At 59.0% G+C, this 19,233-nt stretch carries 18 protein-coding genes; 14 read left to right on the top strand and 4 right to left on the bottom strand.

Going from position 1 to position 19,233, the window contains the following annotated elements; genetic code table 11:
• Positions 1 to 294: 294 nt before the first annotated feature.
• Entirely contained in the window at positions 295 to 804 is a 510-nt protein-coding gene (locus RCH06_RS07815) for an NUDIX hydrolase (protein ID WP_327080882.1), read from the bottom strand.
• A 52-nt stretch (positions 805 to 856) separates the two neighbouring features.
• Positions 857 to 1,831 (bottom strand): LysR family transcriptional regulator, encoded by a 975-nt coding sequence (locus RCH06_RS07810; protein ID WP_327080881.1) that lies wholly within the window; start codon positions 1,829 to 1,831, stop codon positions 857 to 859.
• Positions 1,832 to 1,955: 124 nt separating this feature from the next.
• On the opposite strand from RCH06_RS07810, the gene RCH06_RS07805 reads away from it, so the two are divergent.
• The 6 genes from RCH06_RS07805 (at position 1,956) to RCH06_RS07780 (ending at position 9,384) form a co-directional block, all read left to right on the top strand.
• A complete protein-coding gene (locus RCH06_RS07805) occupies positions 1,956 to 3,491 on the top strand; it encodes a CoA-acylating methylmalonate-semialdehyde dehydrogenase (RefSeq protein ID WP_327080880.1) in 1,536 nt (511 codons plus the stop codon).
• Positions 3,492 to 3,728: 237 nt separating this feature from the next.
• On the top strand, positions 3,729 to 4,844 hold the full coding sequence (locus RCH06_RS07800; RefSeq protein ID WP_327080879.1) for a Re/Si-specific NAD(P)(+) transhydrogenase subunit alpha: 1,116 nt from the start codon (positions 3,729 to 3,731) through the stop codon (positions 4,842 to 4,844).
• Between the two features lie 87 nt (positions 4,845 to 4,931).
• Complete coding sequence (locus RCH06_RS07795; protein WP_327080878.1) at positions 4,932 to 5,264, top strand: NAD(P) transhydrogenase subunit alpha; 333 nt, start codon at positions 4,932 to 4,934, stop codon at positions 5,262 to 5,264.
• Positions 5,261 to 6,685: an NAD(P)(+) transhydrogenase (Re/Si-specific) subunit beta gene (locus RCH06_RS07790; RefSeq protein WP_327080877.1), complete on the top strand. Its 1,425-nt coding sequence runs from the start codon at positions 5,261 to 5,263 to the stop codon at positions 6,683 to 6,685. The genes RCH06_RS07795 and RCH06_RS07790 overlap by 4 nt, the downstream gene beginning before the upstream one ends.
• Positions 6,686 to 6,845: 160 nt before the next feature.
• Positions 6,846 to 8,546 (top strand): long-chain-fatty-acid--CoA ligase, encoded by a 1,701-nt coding sequence (locus RCH06_RS07785; RefSeq protein ID WP_327080876.1) that lies wholly within the window; start codon positions 6,846 to 6,848, stop codon positions 8,544 to 8,546.
• Positions 8,547 to 8,670: 124 nt separating this feature from the next.
• The gene (locus RCH06_RS07780; RefSeq protein ID WP_327080875.1) at positions 8,671 to 9,384 is read left to right on the top strand and encodes a 5'-methylthioadenosine/adenosylhomocysteine nucleosidase; all 714 of its coding nucleotides are present in this window, start codon (positions 8,671 to 8,673) and stop codon (positions 9,382 to 9,384) included.
• 118 nt (positions 9,385 to 9,502) lie between these two features.
• Here the strand turns inward: RCH06_RS07780 and corA are convergent, their stop codons facing one another.
• Positions 9,503 to 10,489 carry a magnesium/cobalt transporter CorA gene (gene corA / locus RCH06_RS07775; RefSeq protein ID WP_327080874.1) on the bottom strand — a complete coding sequence of 329 codons (987 nt, stop codon included), beginning with the start codon at positions 10,487 to 10,489 and terminating at the stop codon, positions 9,503 to 9,505.
• 665 nt (positions 10,490 to 11,154) lie between these two features.
• Here corA and hpf point away from each other — a divergent pair.
• From hpf to hprK, 3 genes are all read left to right on the top strand, one after another.
• Positions 11,155 to 11,487 carry a ribosome hibernation-promoting factor, HPF/YfiA family gene (hpf, locus tag RCH06_RS07770; RefSeq protein ID WP_327080873.1) on the top strand — a complete coding sequence of 111 codons (333 nt, stop codon included), beginning with the start codon at positions 11,155 to 11,157 and terminating at the stop codon, positions 11,485 to 11,487.
• Positions 11,488 to 11,693: 206 nt separating this feature from the next.
• Positions 11,694 to 12,167 (top strand): PTS sugar transporter subunit IIA, encoded by a 474-nt coding sequence (locus RCH06_RS07765; protein WP_327080872.1) that lies wholly within the window; start codon positions 11,694 to 11,696, stop codon positions 12,165 to 12,167.
• Positions 12,168 to 12,202: 35 nt separating this feature from the next.
• Positions 12,203 to 13,153 (top strand): HPr(Ser) kinase/phosphatase, encoded by a 951-nt coding sequence (gene hprK / locus RCH06_RS07760; protein ID WP_327080871.1) that lies wholly within the window; start codon positions 12,203 to 12,205, stop codon positions 13,151 to 13,153.
• A gap of 164 nt (positions 13,154 to 13,317) precedes the next feature.
• On the opposite strand, the gene fur is transcribed toward hprK, so the two are convergent.
• On the bottom strand, positions 13,318 to 13,773 hold the full coding sequence (fur, locus tag RCH06_RS07755; RefSeq protein ID WP_327080870.1) for a ferric iron uptake transcriptional regulator: 456 nt from the start codon (positions 13,771 to 13,773) through the stop codon (positions 13,318 to 13,320).
• A 105-nt stretch (positions 13,774 to 13,878) separates the two neighbouring features.
• On the opposite strand from fur, the gene RCH06_RS07750 reads away from it, so the two are divergent.
• The 5 genes from RCH06_RS07750 (at position 13,879) to leuS (ending at position 19,224) form a co-directional block, all read left to right on the top strand.
• Positions 13,879 to 14,463: an outer membrane protein assembly factor BamE gene (locus tag RCH06_RS07750; RefSeq protein WP_442799622.1), complete on the top strand. Its 585-nt coding sequence runs from the start codon at positions 13,879 to 13,881 to the stop codon at positions 14,461 to 14,463.
• Positions 14,460 to 15,287, top strand: a complete 828-nt coding sequence (gene dapB, locus RCH06_RS07745; protein WP_327080868.1) for a 4-hydroxy-tetrahydrodipicolinate reductase — start codon at positions 14,460 to 14,462, stop codon at positions 15,285 to 15,287. The genes RCH06_RS07750 and dapB overlap by 4 nt, the downstream gene beginning before the upstream one ends.
• Before the next feature lie 7 nt (positions 15,288 to 15,294).
• Entirely contained in the window at positions 15,295 to 16,008 is a 714-nt protein-coding gene (locus tag RCH06_RS07740) for a MotA/TolQ/ExbB proton channel family protein (RefSeq protein ID WP_327080867.1), read from the top strand.
• A complete protein-coding gene (locus tag RCH06_RS07735) occupies positions 16,005 to 16,451 on the top strand; it encodes an ExbD/TolR family protein (RefSeq protein ID WP_327080866.1) in 447 nt (148 codons plus the stop codon). The genes RCH06_RS07740 and RCH06_RS07735 overlap by 4 nt, the downstream gene beginning before the upstream one ends.
• Before the next feature lie 94 nt (positions 16,452 to 16,545).
• Positions 16,546 to 19,224, top strand: a complete 2,679-nt coding sequence (gene leuS, locus RCH06_RS07730; RefSeq protein WP_327080865.1) for a leucine--tRNA ligase — start codon at positions 16,546 to 16,548, stop codon at positions 19,222 to 19,224.
• Positions 19,225 to 19,233 lie beyond the last annotated feature (9 nt).

The following is a 19,233-nucleotide window of genomic DNA, read 5'->3' as shown; positions in this document are numbered from 1 at the left end:
TCAAGCGCTCTTTTGGGTTGTTTGAATGCGCGTTTGTTTCAGGCTTTGCGCGTGGCCTGCACCCGCTTGACCGACGTTGTTCATCGGGTCGCCAAAGGATTCCAGTTGTTTACTCCTGAATCAATAGCTGCCTGCGCACGTGGGCAGTGCGCCAGAGGCCTGTTTGATAATGAAATCAGGCAAAAGTGAGGCGATGTTAAATCGCACCGCGCCGTTTGCCGTATTAAATGACGACTATTCCGCAGGAATAACCATGAAAATGGCGTTTTGCGCAATACCGGCGGGCGCAAGAAGCTATTTTTTTGGTAGCAAGACAGACGGATCGGTGCTGATCACGTCAAGTGGAAAACGGCGGCCTGCCAGGTAGTCTTCCAAGCTGGTCAGCACCAGCGGGCTGCGGTGCAGGGGCACGCTGCCCCGGATTTCATCGACCGTCAGCCAGACTGCGCGCACGATGCCTTTGTCCAGCGCCTGGCCGGCCACATGCGCGCCCAGATCGCCGCAAAAGCTGAAGCGCAAGTAGGTCACGTCTAGCGGCAATTCCTCGTCCGGCTGTATGCGCTCAAAACGTGACAGGTACACGCCGACCAGCGCGGTGGGCGTGAAGTGAAAAGCGGTTTCTTCCAGCGTTTCCCGGATGCAGCCCTGCACCGGGCTTTCGCCGGGGTCCAGGTGGCCTGCGGGGTTGTTGAGTTTGAGGCCGTCGCGGGTTTGTTCCTCGACCAGCAAGAATTTGCGGATGCCGTCGAAGTCCCGTTCAATGACTGCCGCCACCGTGACGTTGGGTTTCCATCGTTTATTCATGCGCGACATTATCCGTGTCATTCTTGACGCCGCCATGATCTGTTGAGCGCTTTTATCGAATGCCGGCAAAGCCCTGTGCAAAGCTCTGGCGCAAATGCGCCACCAGGCATTCGACGGCCTTGGGCACCTGCGCCGACCACGGTCGCAGGGCGTAAATGCGCTCGCCAAAAAAGCCCTGCACCTGCCAGTCGGGCAACACCTGGACCAGCGGCGGCTCGCTGCCCTCGGGCGCAGGCGGCAGGCTGAAATCAGGCAGCAGGCCGATACCCAGGCCGGCCAGCAGGGCGTCGCGCAGCACTTCGCTGTTGTTGGCCTTGAGTGAGCCGGCCACATGCACGCCCACGCGCTCCACCGCATCATCCGCCGGTTTGCATTTTCCCGAAGCGCCCACCGGACGCGCAAATGTCCAGCGGCCGGCATGGCTGCCCTGCAGGTACAGCAGGCAGTCGTGGGCGGCCAGATCGGACGGATGCAAGGGCAGGCCGCGCCGGGCCAGATACTGCGGGCTGGCCACCAGCAGCGAACGGGTTTCGCACAGCACCCAGGCGACATGGGTTTCGGGCGGCGTGTTGGTGTGCCGGATCGCCAGGTCGAACCCTTCGTTGGCCAGGTTGATGAAACGGTCGGTCAGTTCCAGCTCGATATGAATATCGGGAAACTGCTGCAAAAACGCGGCGATGCACGGCGCCAGATGCTGCCGCCCGAGCGCGACCGGCGCGGTCAGCCGGATCAACCCGCGCGGCGTGCCGGCCAGGTCTCTGGCGGCGCTGTAGCTTTCGCTGATGCGCCGAAACGCCGGCTGCATGTCGTTGACCAGTTGCTGGCCGGCTTCGGTCAGCCCGACCGAGCGCGTGGTGCGGCGCACCAGCAGCACACCGGCCGTGCGCTCCAGCTCGCTGATGCGCATGCTGGCCGAGGCCTTGGACACGCCCAGGCGGCGCGCGGTTTCGGTAAAACTGCGGGTTGCCGCCAGCACGGTCAACAGGTGCAGGTCGGCGACAAGCGGGGCGAGCTGGTCAGAGGGCATGGTGGCGGCTTCATTGTTCAGGAGATTGAACAATGTAATCAGAAATCGGGGGCTTATCAAACGGGCGTGCGAGTCCTAGACTTCAGCCATTCACCAGTTCTTCTGATTAACCAAGGATTGACCCATGACCCCTTCGCCCGCTGACATTGCATCCCCAACCACCATCGGCCATTACCTGAACGGCAGTGTGGCCACGCCCGCCGCCGGCCGCAGCCAGCCAGTCTTCAACCCGGCCACCGGCGCGGTCTCTAGCCATGTGGCGCTGGCAAGTTCTGCCGAGGTGGATGCTGCCGTGGCGTCAGCGCAGGCCGCTTTCCCGGCCTGGTCGGACGTGCCGCCGATTCGCCGCGCCCGGGTCATGTTCAAGTTCCTGGAGCTGCTGAACCAGAACAAGGATCAGCTGGCGCACCTGATCACCGCCGAGCATGGCAAGGTGTTCACCGATGCGCAAGGCGAAGTCGCGCGCGGCATCGACATCGTCGAATTCGCCTGCGGCATTCCGCAACTTCTCAAGGGCGACTTCACCGACCAGGTCTCCACCGGCATGGACAACTGGACGCTGCGCCAGCCGCTCGGTGTGGTGGCCGGCATCACGCCGTTCAACTTTCCGGTGATGGTGCCGATGTGGATGTTTCCGGTAGCGATTGCCGCTGGCAACTGCTTTGTGCTGAAACCCAGCCCGATTGACCCAAGCGCCAGCCTGTTTATGGCCGATCTGCTCAAGCAGGCGGGCTTGCCAGACGGCGTTTTCAATGTCGTGCAGGGCGACAAGGAAGCGGTCGATGCCTTGCTGGTGCATCCGGATGTCAAGGCCGTGTCGTTTGTCGGCTCGACGCCGATCGCCAACACCATCTACGAAACAGGCGCCCACCACGGCAAGCGCGTACAGGCCCTGGGCGGCGCCAAAAACCACATGGTCGTCATGCCCGACGCCGACCTGGAGCAGGCGGTCGATGCGCTGGTGGGCGCGGGTTATGGTTCGGCCGGCGAGCGCTGCATGGCGATTTCGGTAGCGGTGCTGGTGGGCGATGTGGCTGAAAAACTCATTCCGATGCTGAAAGCCAGAGCCGAAACGCTGGTAATCAAGAACGGCGTACACCTGGACGCGGAAATGGGGCCGATCGTCACCGGCGCGGCGCACCAGCGCATCACCGGCTACATTGATGTGGGTGTGGAAGAGGGCGCCGAGCTGCTGGTCGATGGCCGCACCTTCACCGGTGCCCATGTTGGCGAAGGGTGTGAAAACGGCTTCTGGATGGGCGGCACGCTGTTTGACCATGTCACGCCAAACATGCGCATCTACAAGGAAGAAATCTTTGGCCCGGTGCTGGGCTGCGTGCGCGTGAAGGACCTGGCCGAAGCGGTCGAGTTGATCAACGCGCATGAGTTTGGCAACGGCGTGAGCTGCTACACCCGCGACGGCCATGTGGCGCGTGAATTCAGCCGCCGCATCCAGGTCGGCATGGTCGGCATTAACGTGCCGATTCCGGTGCCGATGGCCTGGCACGGCTTTGGCGGATGGAAAAAGAGCCTGTTTGGCGACATGCACGCCTATGGCGAAGAGGGCGTGCGCTTTTACACCAAGCAAAAATCCATCATGCAGCGCTGGCCTGAAAGCATTGGCAAAGGAGCCGAGTTCGTGATGCCGACGGCCCAATAAACCTCTCGGCAGCCGCTTGCGGCGCTGGTTTTTTCAATAGCCCCGTCAGCGCTTTTAGCGATGACGGGGCTATTTTCATGGGCGCAGGCTTTGTCGCGGGGGTTACCCAGGCCAACAAACATTAGTCTGTCTTGACGAAAATTTACAAAAAAACTCATGTAAGCTTTACGACAGCTATAAATTCCGCCTGGCTCTTTCGGGAGCCTTCCATAAAAATTAAGCATTGAGGAGACACGCATGCTGATTGGGATACCCGCCGAAATCATGGCCGGAGAGACACGCGTCGCCATCACGCCCGAAACCGCCAAGAAGCTCAAGGCGCAAGGGCACACCATCCGCGTCCAGTCAGGTGCAGGCGTGGCAGCCAGTGTTCCCGATGCCGCTTATGCAGCGGTCGGCGCCGAAATTACCGATGCAGCCGGTGCCTATGCCGCCGACATCGTGCTCAAAGTTCGCTGTCCGCTGGACAGTGAAATGGCGCAGACCCGGCCCGGCAGCGTGATGGTCGGCATGCTCAACCCGTTTGATGCCGCCGGCCTGCAACGGCTGGCCGCTGCCCAGTTGACTTCCTTTGCCCTCGAAGCCGCACCGCGCACCAGCCGCGCGCAGAGCATGGACGTGCTGTCATCGCAGGCCAATATCGCCGGCTACAAAGCCGTGATCATGGCCACTGAGAAGTACCAGCGCTTCTTTCCGATGCTGATGACCGCCGCCGGCACCGTCAAGGCCGCCCGCGTGGTGATCCTGGGCGTTGGCGTGGCCGGCTTGCAAGCGATTGCCACGGCCAAGCGGCTGGGCGCGGTGATTGAAGCCAGCGACGTGCGCCCCAGCGTCAAGGAACAGGTCGAGTCGCTGGGCGGAAAATTCATCGACGTGCCTTACGAAACCGACGAAGAGCGCGAAGCCGCTGTCGGTGTCGGCGGGTATGCCAAGCCCATGCCGCCAAGCTGGCTGGCGCGACAAAAACTGGAAGTCGCCAAACGCGTGGCGCAGGCCGACGTGGTCATCACCACCGCCCTGATTCCGGGCCGCGCCGCGCCGGTGCTGGTGACCGAGGAAATGGTCATGGCCATGAAACCCGGCAGCGTGATCGTTGACCTGGCTGCACCGCAAGGCGGCAACTGTCCGCTCACCGAGCCTGGCCGCACCGTTGTCAAGCACGGCGTGACGCTGATCGGCGAAACCAACGTGGCCTCGCTGGTGGCGGCCGACGCCAGCGCGCTGTATGCGCGCAACCTGCTCGATTTCCTCAAGCTCATCATCACCAAGGAAGGCGCGCTGAACATTGACCTGGAAGACGACATCGTGGCCGCCTGCCTGATGACCCAGGGCGGCGAAGTCAAGCGCAAATAAGCCGGGCAGGGGGCCATCGCCCCCCGCGCCAAGTCAAGCCCGCGCCCACCCGCGCTCATAACCCCGTTCAAGCCCAAGGAGAAAACCATGGATGCCGTGTCACCCACCCTCATCAACCTGATCATTTTTGTACTGGCCATCTACGTGGGCTACCACGTCGTCTGGACCGTTACGCCGGCCCTGCACACGCCGCTGATGGCCGTGACCAATGCCATTTCGGCCATCGTCATCGTCGGCGCCATGCTGGCTGCCGCGCTGACAGAAACGCCGCTGGGCCGCACCATGGGCGTGCTGGCCGTGGCGCTGGCCGCCGTGAACGTCTTTGGCGGCTTCCTGGTCACACGCCGGATGCTGGAAATGTTCCGCAAGAAGGAAAAAAAGGCCGTCGCAGCCGTCGTTGATTCGGGAGCTTCCAAATGAGCATGAACCTCGTCACGCTGCTGTATCTGGTGGCTTCCGTCTTCTTCATCCAGGCGCTCAAGGGCCTGTCGCACCCGACCACGTCGCTGCGCGGCAACCTGTTCGGCATGGTCGGCATGGCCATTGCCATTCTGACCACGGGCGCCTTGATTGTCGAAATTTCGGGCGGCAAGGCCCAGGGCATGGTGTATGTGCTGGGCGCGCTGGTCGTGGGCGGCGCTGCCGGCACGCTGATGGCCAAGCGCGTCGAGATGACCAAGATGCCTGAGCTGGTGGCCTTCATGCACAGCATGATTGGCCTGGCGGCCGTGTTCATCGCCGTGGCGGCGGTAGCAGAGCCTCATGCCTTCAACATCGTCGCCAAAGGCATGCCGATTCCGGCAGGCAACCGGCTTGAGCTGTTCCTGGGTGCGGCGATTGGCGCGATTACCTTCAGCGGCTCGGTGATTGCCTTTGGCAAGCTCAGCGGCAAATACAAGTTCCGCCTGTTTCAGGGCGCGCCGGTGTCCTTTCCCGGCCAGCACAAGCTGAACCTGGTGCTGGGCCTGATCACCGTCGCGCTAGGCATCACCTTCATGCTGACCGGCAACTGGACAGCGTTCTTTGCCATGCTGGCGTTGTCCTTCGTGATGGGCGTGCTGATCATCATCCCGATTGGCGGCGCTGACATGCCGGTGGTGGTGTCGATGCTCAACAGCTACTCGGGCTGGGCGGCGGCCGGCATCGGCTTTTCACTGAACAACTCGATGCTGATCATTGCCGGTTCGCTGGTCGGATCGTCGGGTGCCATCCTGTCTTACATCATGTGCAAGGCCATGAACCGCTCGTTCTTCAACGTGATTCTGGGCGGTTTTGGCGGCGAAGCGGCCACGGTCGCCACCGGTGCCAAAGAGCAGCGCCCGGTCAAGTCAGGCTCGGCAGACGATGCCGCGTTCATTCTGGGCAATGCCGAAACCGTCATCATCGTGCCGGGTTACGGCCTGGCAGTGGCGCGTGCGCAGCACTCGGTCAAGGAACTGGCGCAAAAGCTGACCGACAGGGGCATCAGCGTCAAATACGCGATTCACCCGGTGGCGGGCCGCATGCCTGGCCACATGAACGTGCTGCTGGCCGAGGCCGAGGTGCCGTACGACCAGGTGTTCGAGATGGAAGACATCAACGCCGAATTCGGTCAGGCCGATGTCGCCATCATTCTGGGCGCCAACGACGTGGTGAACCCAGCGGCGCACGTCAAGGGCAGCGCCATCTACGGCATGCCGATCCTGGAGGCCTACAAAGCCAAGACCGTCATCGTCAACAAGCGAAGCATGGCGGCCGGCTACGCCGGGCTGGACAACGAATTGTTCTACATGGACAAAACCATGATGGTCTTCGGCGATGCCAAGAAGGTCATCGAAGACATGGGCAAGGCCATCGAATAAGCCTGCGCCGCACAACAGACCTGCTCGCCACCGAAAAGGGCTGAATAGTTAGAGAGCATCCTCTTCTTATTCACCCGATTTTTAGGGAAAACGCAATAGCCCCGAAGAGGGTTGTCCCTGAGAATTAGTGACAGTAAGTAAAGTAATGGAGAAGAGACACATGAATGCAGCGCTGAACGCAGACGTCATCGACCGGCCTTGGCTCAAGGCTTATCCCGCAGGCGTTCCCGCCGACATTGATACTTCCCAATATCCGTCGCTGGTGGCGTTGATGGGAGAGAGTTTCAAGAAGCACCGCGACCGCGTGGCGTACAGCTTCATGGGCAAAGACATCACTTTTGGCCAGACCGACAGCCTGTCGATGAGTTTTGGCGCTTACCTTCAAGGCTTGGGGCTGGCAAAGGGCGACCGCGTTGCCATCATGATGCCCAATGTGCCGCAATATCCGGTGGCTGTCGCCGCCATCTTGCGTGCCGGTTATGTGGTGGTCAATGTCAACCCGCTCTACACTCCGCGCGAACTGGAGCACCAGCTCAAGGATTCCGGTGCCAAGGCCATCGTCATCGTCGAAAACTTTGCCAGCACCCTGGATCAGTGCATCGCCAACACGCCCGTCAAGCATGTCGTTTTGTGCGCGATGGGCGACCAGCTGGGCCTTCTCAAGGGCGCACTGGTCAACTACGTGGTGCGCAACGTCAAGAAGATGGTGCCGCCTTTCAACCTGCCCGGTGCGGTACGCTTTAATGACGCGCTGGCGCAAGGTGCGCGCGGCACGCTCAAACGGCCCGACATCCGTCCCGACGATATTGCCGTGCTGCAGTACACCGGCGGCACGACAGGCGTTTCCAAAGGCGCTGTGCTGCTGCACCGCAATGTCATCGCCAACGTATTGCAGTCCGAAGCCTGGAACGTCCCGGCCATGGCCAGCCTGCCGGCAGGCGAGCAGCCCATCTATGTTTGCGCACTGCCGCTGTACCATATTTTTGCGTTCACCGTGAACATGATGCTCGGCATGCGGGCAGGCGGTAAAAACATCCTGATCCCCAATCCGCGTGACTTGCCGGCGGTGCTCAAGGAACTGGCCAAGCACAAGGTCAACAGTTTTCCGGCCGTCAACACCCTGTTCAACGGGCTTGCCAACCACCCTGACTTCAACACCGTCGACTGGTCGCACCTGAAAATCTCGCTCGGCGGCGGCATGGCAGTGCAAAGCGCCGTGGCCAAACTCTGGCTGGAAAAAACCGGCTGCCCGGTTTGTGAAGGCTACGGTCTTTCCGAAACCTCGCCATCGGCCAGCTGCAACCCGACCAACAGCAAAGCCTTTACCGGCACCATTGGTGTGCCGATTCCGGGCACCTATTTCAAACTGCTGGACGACGACGGCCATGAAGTACCGCCCGGCCAAGCCGGCGAAATTGCCATCAAGGGCCCGCAGGTCATGGCCGGTTACTGGCAGCGCCCTGACGAGACCGACAAGGTCATGACACCAGACGGCTATTTCAAAACCGGCGACATTGGCATCGTTGATGACAACGGCTTTTTCAAGATCATTGACCGCAAAAAAGACATGGTGCTGGTCAGCGGTTTCAATGTCTATCCGAACGAGATTGAAGACGTTGTGTCCAAACTCGACGGCGTCATGGAATGCGCCTGTGTCGGCGTACTGGACGAAAAATCCGGCGAAGCCGTCAAACTCGTGATCGTGAAGAAAAATCCCGACTTGACCGAAGCCCAGGTGCGCGCCTACTGCAAGGAAAACCTCACGGGCTACAAGCAGCCCAAGGTGGTGGAGTTCCGTACCGAGCTGCCCAAAACCCCGGTCGGGAAAATCCTGCGCCGGGAATTGCGCGACAAACGCTAGGCTGCATCTTCACTGAGCCGCGTCAACCGGCTCAAGTATTTGCAACAGGTTGAAAGGCGGCGCAATTCGCCTTTTTTCATGCCGCATGCCGGATAAGCCGTGCTTTGCCAGGAAAATCGCCTGCATGTCTTTGATTTCTCTTGGTGCCGCCGCATCGCCCATCGCCATTCTCAGCGCTTTGCCGCAGGAGCAGCGCGGACTCATCGCTTTGCTGCAGCAGCCGCAAAAGGTCATCCATGCCAACCGGGATTTCTGGCTGGGCAATCTGCACGGCCAGCCTGTGGTGCTGGCTTTGTCAAGGATTGGCAAAGTGGCGGCTGCCACCACCACGGCCGCACTGATCGAGCGTTTTGGCGTCGGCCGCATCGTTTTTACCGGCGTTGCAGGCGGCTTGGGGCAAGGCGTCAAGGTGGGCGATGTGGTCGTGGCGACGGAGTTGATCCAGCACGATCTGGATGTCTCGCCACTGTTCCCGCGCTATGAAGTGCCGCACTACGGAAAAGCCCGTTTCCATTGCGATCCGGTGTTGAGTGCGCTGCTTTTTGAAGCCAGCCGCAACGCACTGGCGCACGAAAGCCTGGCCAGCCACGGTTATGCCGATGCCTGTGTTCATCAGGGTTTGATTGCCAGCGGTGACCGTTTTGTCTGCGGTGCTGACGAGTCGCGCATGCTTCGCGACACGATGGCCGGCGCTGGGCATGCGGTGATGGCGGTCGAAATGGAAGGCGCAGCCATCGCGCAAGTCTGCCTGGACTACGGCGTGCCATTTGCCGTCATGCGCACCATTTCAGACCGCGCGGACGACAGCGCGCACGTCGATTTTCATGATTTTGTATAGGCGGTGGCCAGTCGCTACGCGCATGCCGTGATTGAAAACTTTCTTTTGTCGCTATAAATTTAATAGCTGTGTGCGTCCGTGTGTATTGCACAAGAGGTACTTTTGGCTATAAAAACTCTCACTGGAGCCAGCCGCGCTTGCGGAAATACCACATCGGCACCACGGCGCTGGCAATCATCAGCCCCAGCGCATACGGATAGCCCAGCGCCCAGTCCAGCTCCGGCATCATTTTGAAGTTCATGCCGTACACGCTGGCAATCAGGGTAGGCGGCAAAAGGGCCACGCTAGCTACTGAAAAGATCTTGATGATCTTGTTCTGGTTGATGTTGATGAAACCGACCGTGGCGTCCATCAAGAAGTTGATCTTGTCGAACAGGAAAGCGGTGTGCGAGTCGAGCGAATCAATGTCACGCAGAATCTGCCGCGCCTCCTCGAACTGCTCGGCATTGAGCATTTTGCTGCGCATCATGAAGCTGACGGCGCGCCGCGTGTCCATGACATTGCGCCGGATGCGGCCGCTCAGGTCTTCATTGCGGGCGATAGCGCCCAGCACCTCGCCGGCCATCACGTCGGTGACATCGCCCGACAGCACCTTGGTGCTGACTTTTTCAAGGTCAATGTAAATGCCTTCGAGCGTGTCGGCTGAATATTCAGCGTCGGCATCGAACAGCTTGAGCAGCACTTCCTTGGCGTCTTCTATCAAACCCGGCGCCCGGCGCGCCCGCATGCGCAGCAGCCGAAATACCGGCACATCTTCATCATGGATGGAGAACAGCACGCCCTTGCTTTTGAGGTCGTCATTGACCAGATTGAGGATAAAAGCGACTCGCACGTTGCGCGGCTCGTCCTCGTCGGCAATCAAAAAGTCTGAGCGGATATGCAGCTCGCCGTTGTCTTCTTCGTAAAAACGTGCGGACTCTTCAATGTCCTCGTCCATCGCGTCTTCAGGAATGGACAGGCCGTAGTACTGCTTGATCCAGCGCTTTTCTTCGAGGGTGGGTGACTCCAAGTCGACCCAGATAGGCTGGAACCGGGAGAGTTCTTCCAGGGATTCAATTTCTTCCTGGAAAAGCCGGCCATTGGCGAGCGTGAAAATATTGAGCATGACAGACGGCTTTTTAGAGGGACATAAACCTGCGCAGGGCGTTGTTAAGCCTTGGCGCAGGTGCGGGTTGTGGAGTGAAGGCCTCGCTTTCAACCCGCTTCCCAGCCCCTATCTGGCGTCAGTCTGCGGTGTTGAAAGCGGCCAACTGGGACTGCTTTCCAAGGATTTCTCCGTAACAAATAATTCGGGATTATGGCATTGCCAGGTTGACTCACCGACCATCGTGGCCGGCTGCTTTTGCGCACCGGATAGTTCTTGAAAAGAAGCGTTCAAACTGTTTTTTGCGTTTTGGAAGCGCTTGTTTCAGACTCTGAAAAGTTATCAGAAAAGCATGACAGTTTGATGCTGTGGGGTGCGATGTAACGCGGTTTGACTGCGAAAAATGACAATAAAGGCGGTTTAAAAACACCGTGGACTCTTTGGCAGGCCATTGAGGTTGGAGTTCTTTCATCAATTTTGGGGTAAACAAAGAAAAATTAATGCGCTTTACGCTGATCGCAGCGTGAAAAAAGTCTTGGCGGCAACCTGTTTTGTTACGTTCCCGGCTTGCAATTTCAGGAGGCCGTAGGCATAGTGATTACAAGAAAGTGTCCCTCGTCTGCTGCCATTTTCCAAGCGTTTGGCAGCGTTTTTAACCAGATCCATTGTGGAGAAGGAGTTTTCTTATGAACTTGACGATTAGCGGTCATCACCTGGAAGTTACACCTGCGCTGCGCAGCTATGTGACCAGCAAGCTTGATCGTATTAGCCGGCATTTCGATCAGGTGGTGGACGTACGCGTTCTTCTGACTGTGGACAACATGAAGGAAAAGGAAAAACGCCAACGCGCCGAATGCACCCTGCATGTCAAGGGCCGCGATTTGTTTGCAGAAAGCTCGCACCACGACTTGTACGCTGCTGTTGATGACCTGACGGACAAACTGGATCGGCAGGTCGGACGCTACAAAACCAAGGTCCAGGATCACGGTCATGTTTGCGCCAAACGCGAAGAGGCTTAAACTTGCGCAATTCCTCTTGTTGCAGCCCGATCCCTTGATGGACGATTGCTACAAGCCGATTGTGGAAACCAACCGAACTTCACTTTTTAGCCTGACTGCTTGAGAACATGAACGTACAAGCCGTTTGCACTGGCAAGCGGCTTTTTTCTGTTCCATTTTTAATCAGTTTGCTGCAAAGCCCATAATTCGGCGACTAAAAGAGCGTTATGAACCGTCTTTCGCAAATTTTGCCTCTCCCTCAAGTCTTGGTTAGCGTCGAAGCGACCAGCAAAAAGCGCGCGTTTGAAGAAGCTGGCCTGTTATTTGAAAATCTCTACGGCCTGAACCGCGCGCTCATCACTGACAGCCTGTTTGCCCGTGAGCGCCTGGGCTCGACAGGTCTGGGTCATGGCGTCGCCATTCCGCACGGCCGCATCAAGGGCCTGAAGACGCCGATGGCCGCGATTTTCCAGCTGCAAACGCCTATAGGTTTCGATGCGCCCGATGAGCTGGCCGTGAACCTGCTGGTGTTTTTGCTGGTGCCAGAAGCCGCCACACAAAAACACCTTGAAATCCTTTCCGAAATTGCCGAACTGCTCAGCGACAGCACCTTGCGCGAGCAACTCAAGGGCAGCAACGAGGCAGCCGCATTGCACCACCTGATTGCCTCCTGGCAATCAGCCCACGAAGTCAGCTCTTAAGCCCCAAGCCCCAAGCCCAAGCATTCCAGGCCGATATGAAACCCACCGTTGTCAGTGCTGACGTCTTATTTGAAGACCACCGTGCTTCCCTGAAATGGCAATGGGTTGCCGGTTTGGGCGCTTCTGAGCGGCGCTTTGATGAACTGGCGGTACGGGAAGCGCGGTCGGGTGCAGATCTGGTCGGTTACCTGAACTACATTCATCCCTATCGGGTGCAGATTCTGGGCGTGCGTGAAGTGGCGTACCTGACACATGCCAGCCCTGAAGATATCGCCCGGCGCGTCTCGCGCATCATTACGCTGGAGCCGCCAGTGCTGGTAGTGGCTGACGGCCAGACAGCGCCCGACACGCTGCTGTCGATGTGCGAACGTGCACAGCTCCCGATGTTTGCCACGCCGGAGTCGGCCGCTTTTGTGATTGATGTGCTGCGGGCTTATCTGTCCAGGCATTTCGCCGAGCGCACCTCGATGCACGGGGTGTTCATGGACATTCTGGGCATGGGCGTGATGATCACCGGCGAGTCGGGACTGGGTAAAAGTGAGCTGGGGCTGGAGCTGATTTCACGCGGCCACGGCCTGGTAGCCGATGATGCGGTAGACCTCGACCGGATCAACCAAACCGCCATTGAGGGGCGCTGCCCCGATTTACTGCAAAACCTGCTGGAAGTGCGCGGTATCGGTTTGCTCGATATCAAGGCAATTTTTGGCGAGACGGCGGTGCGCCGCAGAATGCGCCTGAAGATGATCGTGCATCTGGTGCGGCGCGAAACGCTGGAACGCGACTATGAACGCATCCCCTATGAACCGCTGACGCAAGATGTGCTGGGCGTGCCTGTGCGCAAGGTCATCATTCAGGTGGAAGCGGGTCGCAACATTGCAGTGCTGGTCGAGGCCGCAGTGCGCAACGCCATTTTGCAGTTGCGCGGCATCAATACCTACCAGGAATTTGTGGAGCGCCACCGCCGTGCAATGGAGCAGGATGATTAGACCTCTACGCTTTCCGCTGCCTGGAATTTGCAGCCCGCTCTAGACGGCTGCTTTAACTACAAACTTGGTTAAGCCGGTTGCTTGGCCGGAACTTGTCTGAATTCAAGATAAGCTGCTTGACTCTCTGTTTGCCTTGAATCGACCCCAGCATGCCAAGGTAAAAATCAGGAGTGCTGATGGTTGCGTCCGGGTGTTGCCGGCCGGTTGGGGCAGTCGGTCTTGGTGCAATTGGCATAGATCGACAGCGAGTGGTCAGCGATGGCAAACCCTTTTTTATCAGCGACGTCATGCTGGCGTTTTTCGATTTCGGCGTCGTAAAACTCTTCAACTTTGCCGCAATCGAGGCACACCAGATGGTCGTGGTGCTGGCCTTCGTTGATCTCATACACCGCTTTGCCGGACTCGAAATTGCTGCGATTGAGCAGCCCGGCTTGCTCAAACTGCATCAAGACCCGGTACACCGTGGCCAGACCGATGTCTGAACGCTCTTCAAGCAGGACGCGAAAGACGTCTTCTGCCGTCATGTGGCGTTGTTTGCCGATCTGAAAAATTTCCAGAATTTTCAGGCGCGGCAAGGTGGCCTTCAAGCCGGTGTTTTTCAACTCGTCAATGTTATTCATGGGAATCTCTCTGGGGGAATGGAACGCGGCCCCGTGCCGCTCGAAACAGGCCTGCAGACACCCAGCCGCTACAATGGATTGATCATATCGCTACACCTTCTATCTATGTCTGCCCTGACTGCAAAACCTCATTACAGCCTCCCAAGATTCCTTGTCGTCGTGGCCTGTGTTGCACTGGCGTCGTGCAGCAGCACCACGATGAGCGATAGCGCGGTCAATCCGGTGAACTGGATTACGCCCTACAAGGTAGACGTGATCCAGGGCAACTTTGTTTCCAAGGAACAAGTGGAGCAGTTGCAGGCCGGCATGACGCGTGATCAGGTCAAGTCGGTGCTGGGAACGCCCCTGATGGCCAGTCTGTTTCATGCAGACCGCTGGGACTATGTGTTCACCCTAAAACGTCAAGGCGTCGAGCCGCAGTCTTTCAAATACACGGTGTTCTTCAAAGGCGACCAACTGGTGCGGTTTGGGGGTGACAGCATGCCTAGCGAATCAGAATTCATTTCGAGCCTGTCCAATAAACGAAAACTGGGGAAGGTGCCTGTTCTGGAAGCCACCGAAGAGCAGCTCAAGGCCGCAGAAAAGTCGAAATCGTCGGCGTCAAACACCCAGTCAGAGTCGTCATCTGACAGCTTGCCAGCGGGTGCGTCAAACAAGGTTTATCCTCCGCTCGAAAGCCAAAAGCAGTGAGCGCGCCCTTCGCTGAAGCGGGCCGCTTGCGGATAGCCGTCGCCGGGGCCGGTGGCCGGATGGGCCACATGCTGATTGAAGCGGTGAATGCCAGCACGGACTTCCAGCTCACCGGAGCGCTTGATGTGGCGGCCAGCCCGTCAATCGGTCTGGATGCCAGTAGCTTTTCAGGCCATCACAGCGGCGTTCTTATTAACTCTGATCTTCGCGAAGGTCTGAAAAACTCCAGCGTGCTGATCGATTTCACCCGACCCGAAGGCACACTGGCCCACCTGGCCATCTGCCGAGAACTGGGCATTAAGCTGGTGATTGGCACCACCGGCTTTTCAGAAGACCAAAAAGCCGAGATTGCCGCAGCCGCCAAAGACATTGCCATCGTGATGGCGCCGAACATGAGTGTCGGCGTCAATGTCACGCTCAAGCTGCTGGAGATGGCGGCAAAAGCACTGTCTACCGGCTACGACATCGAAATCGTCGAGGCGCACCATCGCCACAAGGTCGATGCCCCTTCGGGCACGGCGCTGAAAATGGGCGAAGTTATTGCCGGTGCGTTGGGGCGTGACCTCAAAGACTGCGCTGTCTATGCGCGTGAAGGCGTAACCGGCGAGCGCGACCCGTCGAGCATCGGTTTTGCCACCATTCGCGGCGGCGATGTCGTCGGCGACCACAACGTGCTTTTCCTGGGCGACGGTGAGCGCATCGAAATCAGCCACAAGTCTTCCAGCCGTGTCACTTATGCGCAAGGCAGTCTGCGCGCCGCGCGTTTTCTGAGCAACCAGACGAGCGGGCTTTTTGACATGTTCGATGTGCTCAATCTGAAGTGATTCGCGCATGAGTCTGCTGGCCCTGATCACGCAAGGCGGCCTTGTCAGCCAACTGGTCGCGGTCTTGCTGCTGATCATGTCAGTGGCCAGCTGGGTCATCATTCTCTGGAAAACCTGGTTGCTGCAGCGCGCCCAAGGCGATGTGGCGCGTTCGACTGCTGCTTTCTGGCAGTCGCCTTCGGTTGAAGACGCCTGCGACAAGGTGGCGGCATTTGACCGCGAAGCCCTGGTGCTGCCGTTGATTGTTGCGACCCAAACTTCTGCGCGTGGAACGCTGGCAACCGCAGGCGACAAGGGCGCGCAGCTGACCCGCTTGCTGCGCGATGCCTTGCATGCCGTGTTGCGCAAGCTGCAGTTTGGTCAGGTCTTGCTGGCCACGGTAGGCTCTACCGCGCCCTTTGTGGGCTTGCTGGGAACGGTTTGGGGCATTTACCATGCGCTGACCGGCATGGCGACGGCGGGGCAGGTCACTATCGACAAGGTGTCGGGGCCGGTCGGCGAAGCGCTCATCATGACTGCTGCGGGTCTGGCGGTAGCCATTCCAGCTGTACTGGCGTACAACATTTTTGGCCGCCGCATTGGCCGCATTGAGGCTGATCTGGAAGGGTTTGCCTTCGATTTACGCGAACTGCTGGCCGCCGGCTCAGGCACACGGTCATCCACAGACGACAGTGCCGGGCTGAGCCAGGCCAACGAAGCCCTTGCGGAGATCATTCAGTGACCTTTGGCCGGCTCGAACGCACGCCAAGCGCCCAACCCATGAGCGACATCAACGTCACGCCGCTGGTGGATGTCATGCTGGTGCTGGTGGTTATTTTCATCATCACTGCGCCCCTGCTGGCCAGTACGATCCGGCTTGACTTGCCCAAAACAGATGCCGCCAAAGCCATGAATGCGCCCCGGTTTGTAACGCTGGTCGTTGACAAATCCGGCCAGACGTTCCTGAACGACAAGCCCTTGGCGCTCGAAGAACTGGCGCAAAAGTTGACGCAAACCGCCCGCCAGAACCCCGACACCGAAGTGCAATTGCGCGCCGACGAAGCCGTGCCCTACGGTAAGGTGGTCGAAATCATGGGTGTAGCGCAAAAAGCCGGACTCAGCCGCATCGGTTTTGTGGCTGAACCTGCGGCGGGCCCTGCTTTGGCGGTGCCGCCGGATCGTTGATCGGCGCTGCGCCTGCAGCCTCTAAAATCACGTGTTCGCAGCCGAGGGCTGCCCGCCCCGAGACCGGGGTTATTTTTTCCGGTAGCTAGAGTTCATGCAAGACAAATACAACCACATTGACGTAGAGCGCAGCGCGCAAACCCACTGGAACGCCGCCGACGCCTACCGCGTGACCGAAGACGCAAGTCGCAAGAAATACTACGCTTGCTCGATGTTGCCTTACCCCAGTGGCAAGCTGCACATGGGCCATGTGCGCAACTACACGATTAACGACATGCTCACCCGCTACTTGCGCATGAAGGGTTACAACGTCCTGATGCCCATGGGCTGGGACGCCTTTGGTCTGCCCGCTGAAAACGCAGCCCTGAAAAACGGTGTGCCGCCCGCCAAGTGGACTTACGACAACATCGCCTACATGAAAAAGCAGATGCAGGCGATGGGTCTGGCGGTTGACTGGAGCCGCGAAATCGCCACCTGCGACCCCAGCTACTACAAGTGGAACCAGTGGTTGTTCCTGAAAATGCTGGAAAAAGGCATTGCCTACCGCAAGACCCAGGTGGTGAACTGGGACCCGGTCGACCAGACCGTGCTGGCCAACGAACAGGTGATTGACGGCAAGGGCTGGCGCACCGGCGCGACGGTTGAAAAGCGCGAGATTCCGGGCTATTACCTCAAGATTACCGACTACGCCGAAGAGTTGCTCGACAGCGTGCAGCACAAGCTGCCCGGCTGGCCCGAGCGCGTCAAGCTGATGCAGGAAAACTGGATTGGCAAGAGCGAAGGCGTGCGCTTTGCGTTTACCCACGCTATTGCGGATGCGTCCGGCGCGTTGATTGGCGATGGCCGGATGTATGTATTCACCACGCGCGCCGACACCATCATGGGCGTGACGTTTTGCGCCGTGGCGCCCGAGCATCCGCTGGCGTTGCATGCCGCTGCCACGAGTCCCGAACTGACCGCTTTCATCGCCGAATGCAAGGCGGGCGGCACGACGGAAGCCGAAATGGCCACGCAGGAGAAAAAAGGCCAGCGCACCGGGCTGCTCGTCACGCATCCCCTGACCGGCAATCAGGTCGAGGTGTGGATCGGCAACTATGTGCTGATGAGCTATGGCGACGGCGCGGTCATGGGGGTGCCGGCGCATGACGAGCGGGACTTTGAATTTGCCAAGAAATATGACCTGCCGATCAAGCAGGTGACCGATGTTCAAGGCAAGACCTACAGCCTGGAGGCTTGGGCAGACTGGTACGGCGACAAGCAGCAGGGCGTGGTCATCAATTCCGGCAAATACGACGGCCTTACTTTCAAGGCTGCGGTCGATGCAGTGGCTGCCGACTTGGCCGCCCTGGGTCTGGGCGAGAAAAAAACCACCTGGCGGCTGCGCGACTGGGGCGTAAGCCGCCAGCGTTATTGGGGCACGCCAATTCCCATCATCCATTGCGACGAGCACGGGGCCGTCCCCGTGCCCGAAAAAGACCTGCCGGTGGTGCTGCCAATGGATTGCATTCCCGACGGCTCGGGCAACCCGCTGCACAAGCATGAAGGCTTTCATGCCGGCGTCGTCTGCCCGATCTGCGGCAAAGCGGCCCGGCGCGAAACCGACACGATGGACACGTTTGTCGACAGCTCGTGGTATTTCATGCGCTATTGCGATCCGAAGAACAGCGGAGCGATGGTGGCCGAAGGCGCTGACTACTGGATGCCGATGGACCAGTACATCGGCGGCATCGAGCATGCGATCCTGCACCTGCTGTACGCGCGCTTCTGGACCAAGGTGATGCGTGACCTGGGGCTGGTCAAGATTGACGAGCCTTTCACCAAGCTGCTGACGCAGGGCATGGTGCTGAACCACATCTATTCACGCCGCACTGAAAAGGGCGGCAAGGAATACTTCTGGCCGCACGATGTCGAGCATGTGCTTGACGACGCCGGCAAGGTGACTGGTGCGCGGCTCAAGCACGCCGTCGAAAGTGGTGGAATCACATTGCCTGCCGGAACGCTGATTGACTACGAGGGCGTGGGCACCATGTCCAAGTCCAAGAACAATGGCGTCGATCCGCAGGACATCATTGAAAAATACGGCGCTGACACCGCGCGCCTGTACACCATGTTCACCTCGCCGCCCGAAGCTACGCTGGAGTGGAATGACGCGGGCGTTGAGGGTTCTTACCGCTTCCTGCGCCGTGTCTGGAATTTCGGCGTCAAGTTGAATGCTATGGATTCAGGAGCTGATAACGCCCATGCAGCCTGCGCAACAGCCCTATTTGATAAAGAAACCAAGGCTTTGAGGCTGGAAGTACACACTTTGCTCAAGCAAGTGGACTATGACTACCAGCGCATGCAGTACAACACCGTCGTTTCGGGCACGATGAAACTGCTCAATGCGCTCGAAGATTTCAAAAGTGTTTCTTCTGCAGGAGCCGTGGCGGCCATGCGCGAAGGCTTCGGCATTCTGCTGCGCTGCCTGTATCCGGCCGCACCTCACCTGACGCACAGTTTGTGGAACGAACTGGGCTACGCGGCACAAGCCGGCGAACTGCTCGATGCGCCCTGGCCCGAAGTGGACGCCAGCGCCTTGCAGCAGGACGAAATCGAGCTGATGCTGCAAATCAACGGCAAGCTGCGCGGCTCGGTGACGGTGCCTGCCGGCGCCGACAAGGCAGCGATTGAGGCGGCGGCGCTGGCAACCGAAGCCTTCATCCGGCAAGCAGCAGGTGCGCCAGCGAAAAAGGTCATCGTGGTGCCGGGCCGGCTTGTCAACATCGTCGTTTGAGCGGCCTGT

The sequence above is a fragment of the Polaromonas sp. CG_9.5 genome (assembly GCF_035984465.1).
In the GTDB taxonomy this organism is placed as follows: domain Bacteria; phylum Pseudomonadota; class Gammaproteobacteria; order Burkholderiales; family Burkholderiaceae_C; genus Polaromonas.
This window is presented reverse-complemented; position numbering and strand designations above follow the sequence as displayed.

Coding starts and splice junctions, on each gene's coding strand:
- RCH06_RS07815 (WP_327080882.1), bottom strand. CDS start 804: ATGAATAAACGATGGAAACCCAACGTCACGGTGGCGGCAGTCATTGAA.
- RCH06_RS07810 (WP_327080881.1), bottom strand. CDS start 1,831: ATGCCCTCTGACCAGCTCGCCCCGCTTGTCGCCGACCTGCACCTGTTG.
- RCH06_RS07805 (WP_327080880.1), top strand. CDS start 1,956: ATGACCCCTTCGCCCGCTGACATTGCATCCCCAACCACCATCGGCCAT.
- RCH06_RS07800 (WP_327080879.1), top strand. CDS start 3,729: ATGCTGATTGGGATACCCGCCGAAATCATGGCCGGAGAGACACGCGTC.
- RCH06_RS07795 (WP_327080878.1), top strand. CDS start 4,932: ATGGATGCCGTGTCACCCACCCTCATCAACCTGATCATTTTTGTACTG.
- RCH06_RS07790 (WP_327080877.1), top strand. CDS start 5,261: ATGAGCATGAACCTCGTCACGCTGCTGTATCTGGTGGCTTCCGTCTTC.
- RCH06_RS07785 (WP_327080876.1), top strand. CDS start 6,846: ATGAATGCAGCGCTGAACGCAGACGTCATCGACCGGCCTTGGCTCAAG.
- RCH06_RS07780 (WP_327080875.1), top strand. CDS start 8,671: ATGTCTTTGATTTCTCTTGGTGCCGCCGCATCGCCCATCGCCATTCTC.
- corA (WP_327080874.1), bottom strand. CDS start 10,489: ATGCTCAATATTTTCACGCTCGCCAATGGCCGGCTTTTCCAGGAAGAA.
- hpf (WP_327080873.1), top strand. CDS start 11,155: ATGAACTTGACGATTAGCGGTCATCACCTGGAAGTTACACCTGCGCTG.
- RCH06_RS07765 (WP_327080872.1), top strand. CDS start 11,694: ATGAACCGTCTTTCGCAAATTTTGCCTCTCCCTCAAGTCTTGGTTAGC.
- hprK (WP_327080871.1), top strand. CDS start 12,203: ATGAAACCCACCGTTGTCAGTGCTGACGTCTTATTTGAAGACCACCGT.
- fur (WP_327080870.1), bottom strand. CDS start 13,773: ATGAATAACATTGACGAGTTGAAAAACACCGGCTTGAAGGCCACCTTG.
- RCH06_RS07750 (WP_442799622.1), top strand. CDS start 13,879: ATGTCTGCCCTGACTGCAAAACCTCATTACAGCCTCCCAAGATTCCTT.
- RCH06_RS07740 (WP_327080867.1), top strand. CDS start 15,295: ATGAGTCTGCTGGCCCTGATCACGCAAGGCGGCCTTGTCAGCCAACTG.
- leuS (WP_327080865.1), top strand. CDS start 16,546: ATGCAAGACAAATACAACCACATTGACGTAGAGCGCAGCGCGCAAACC.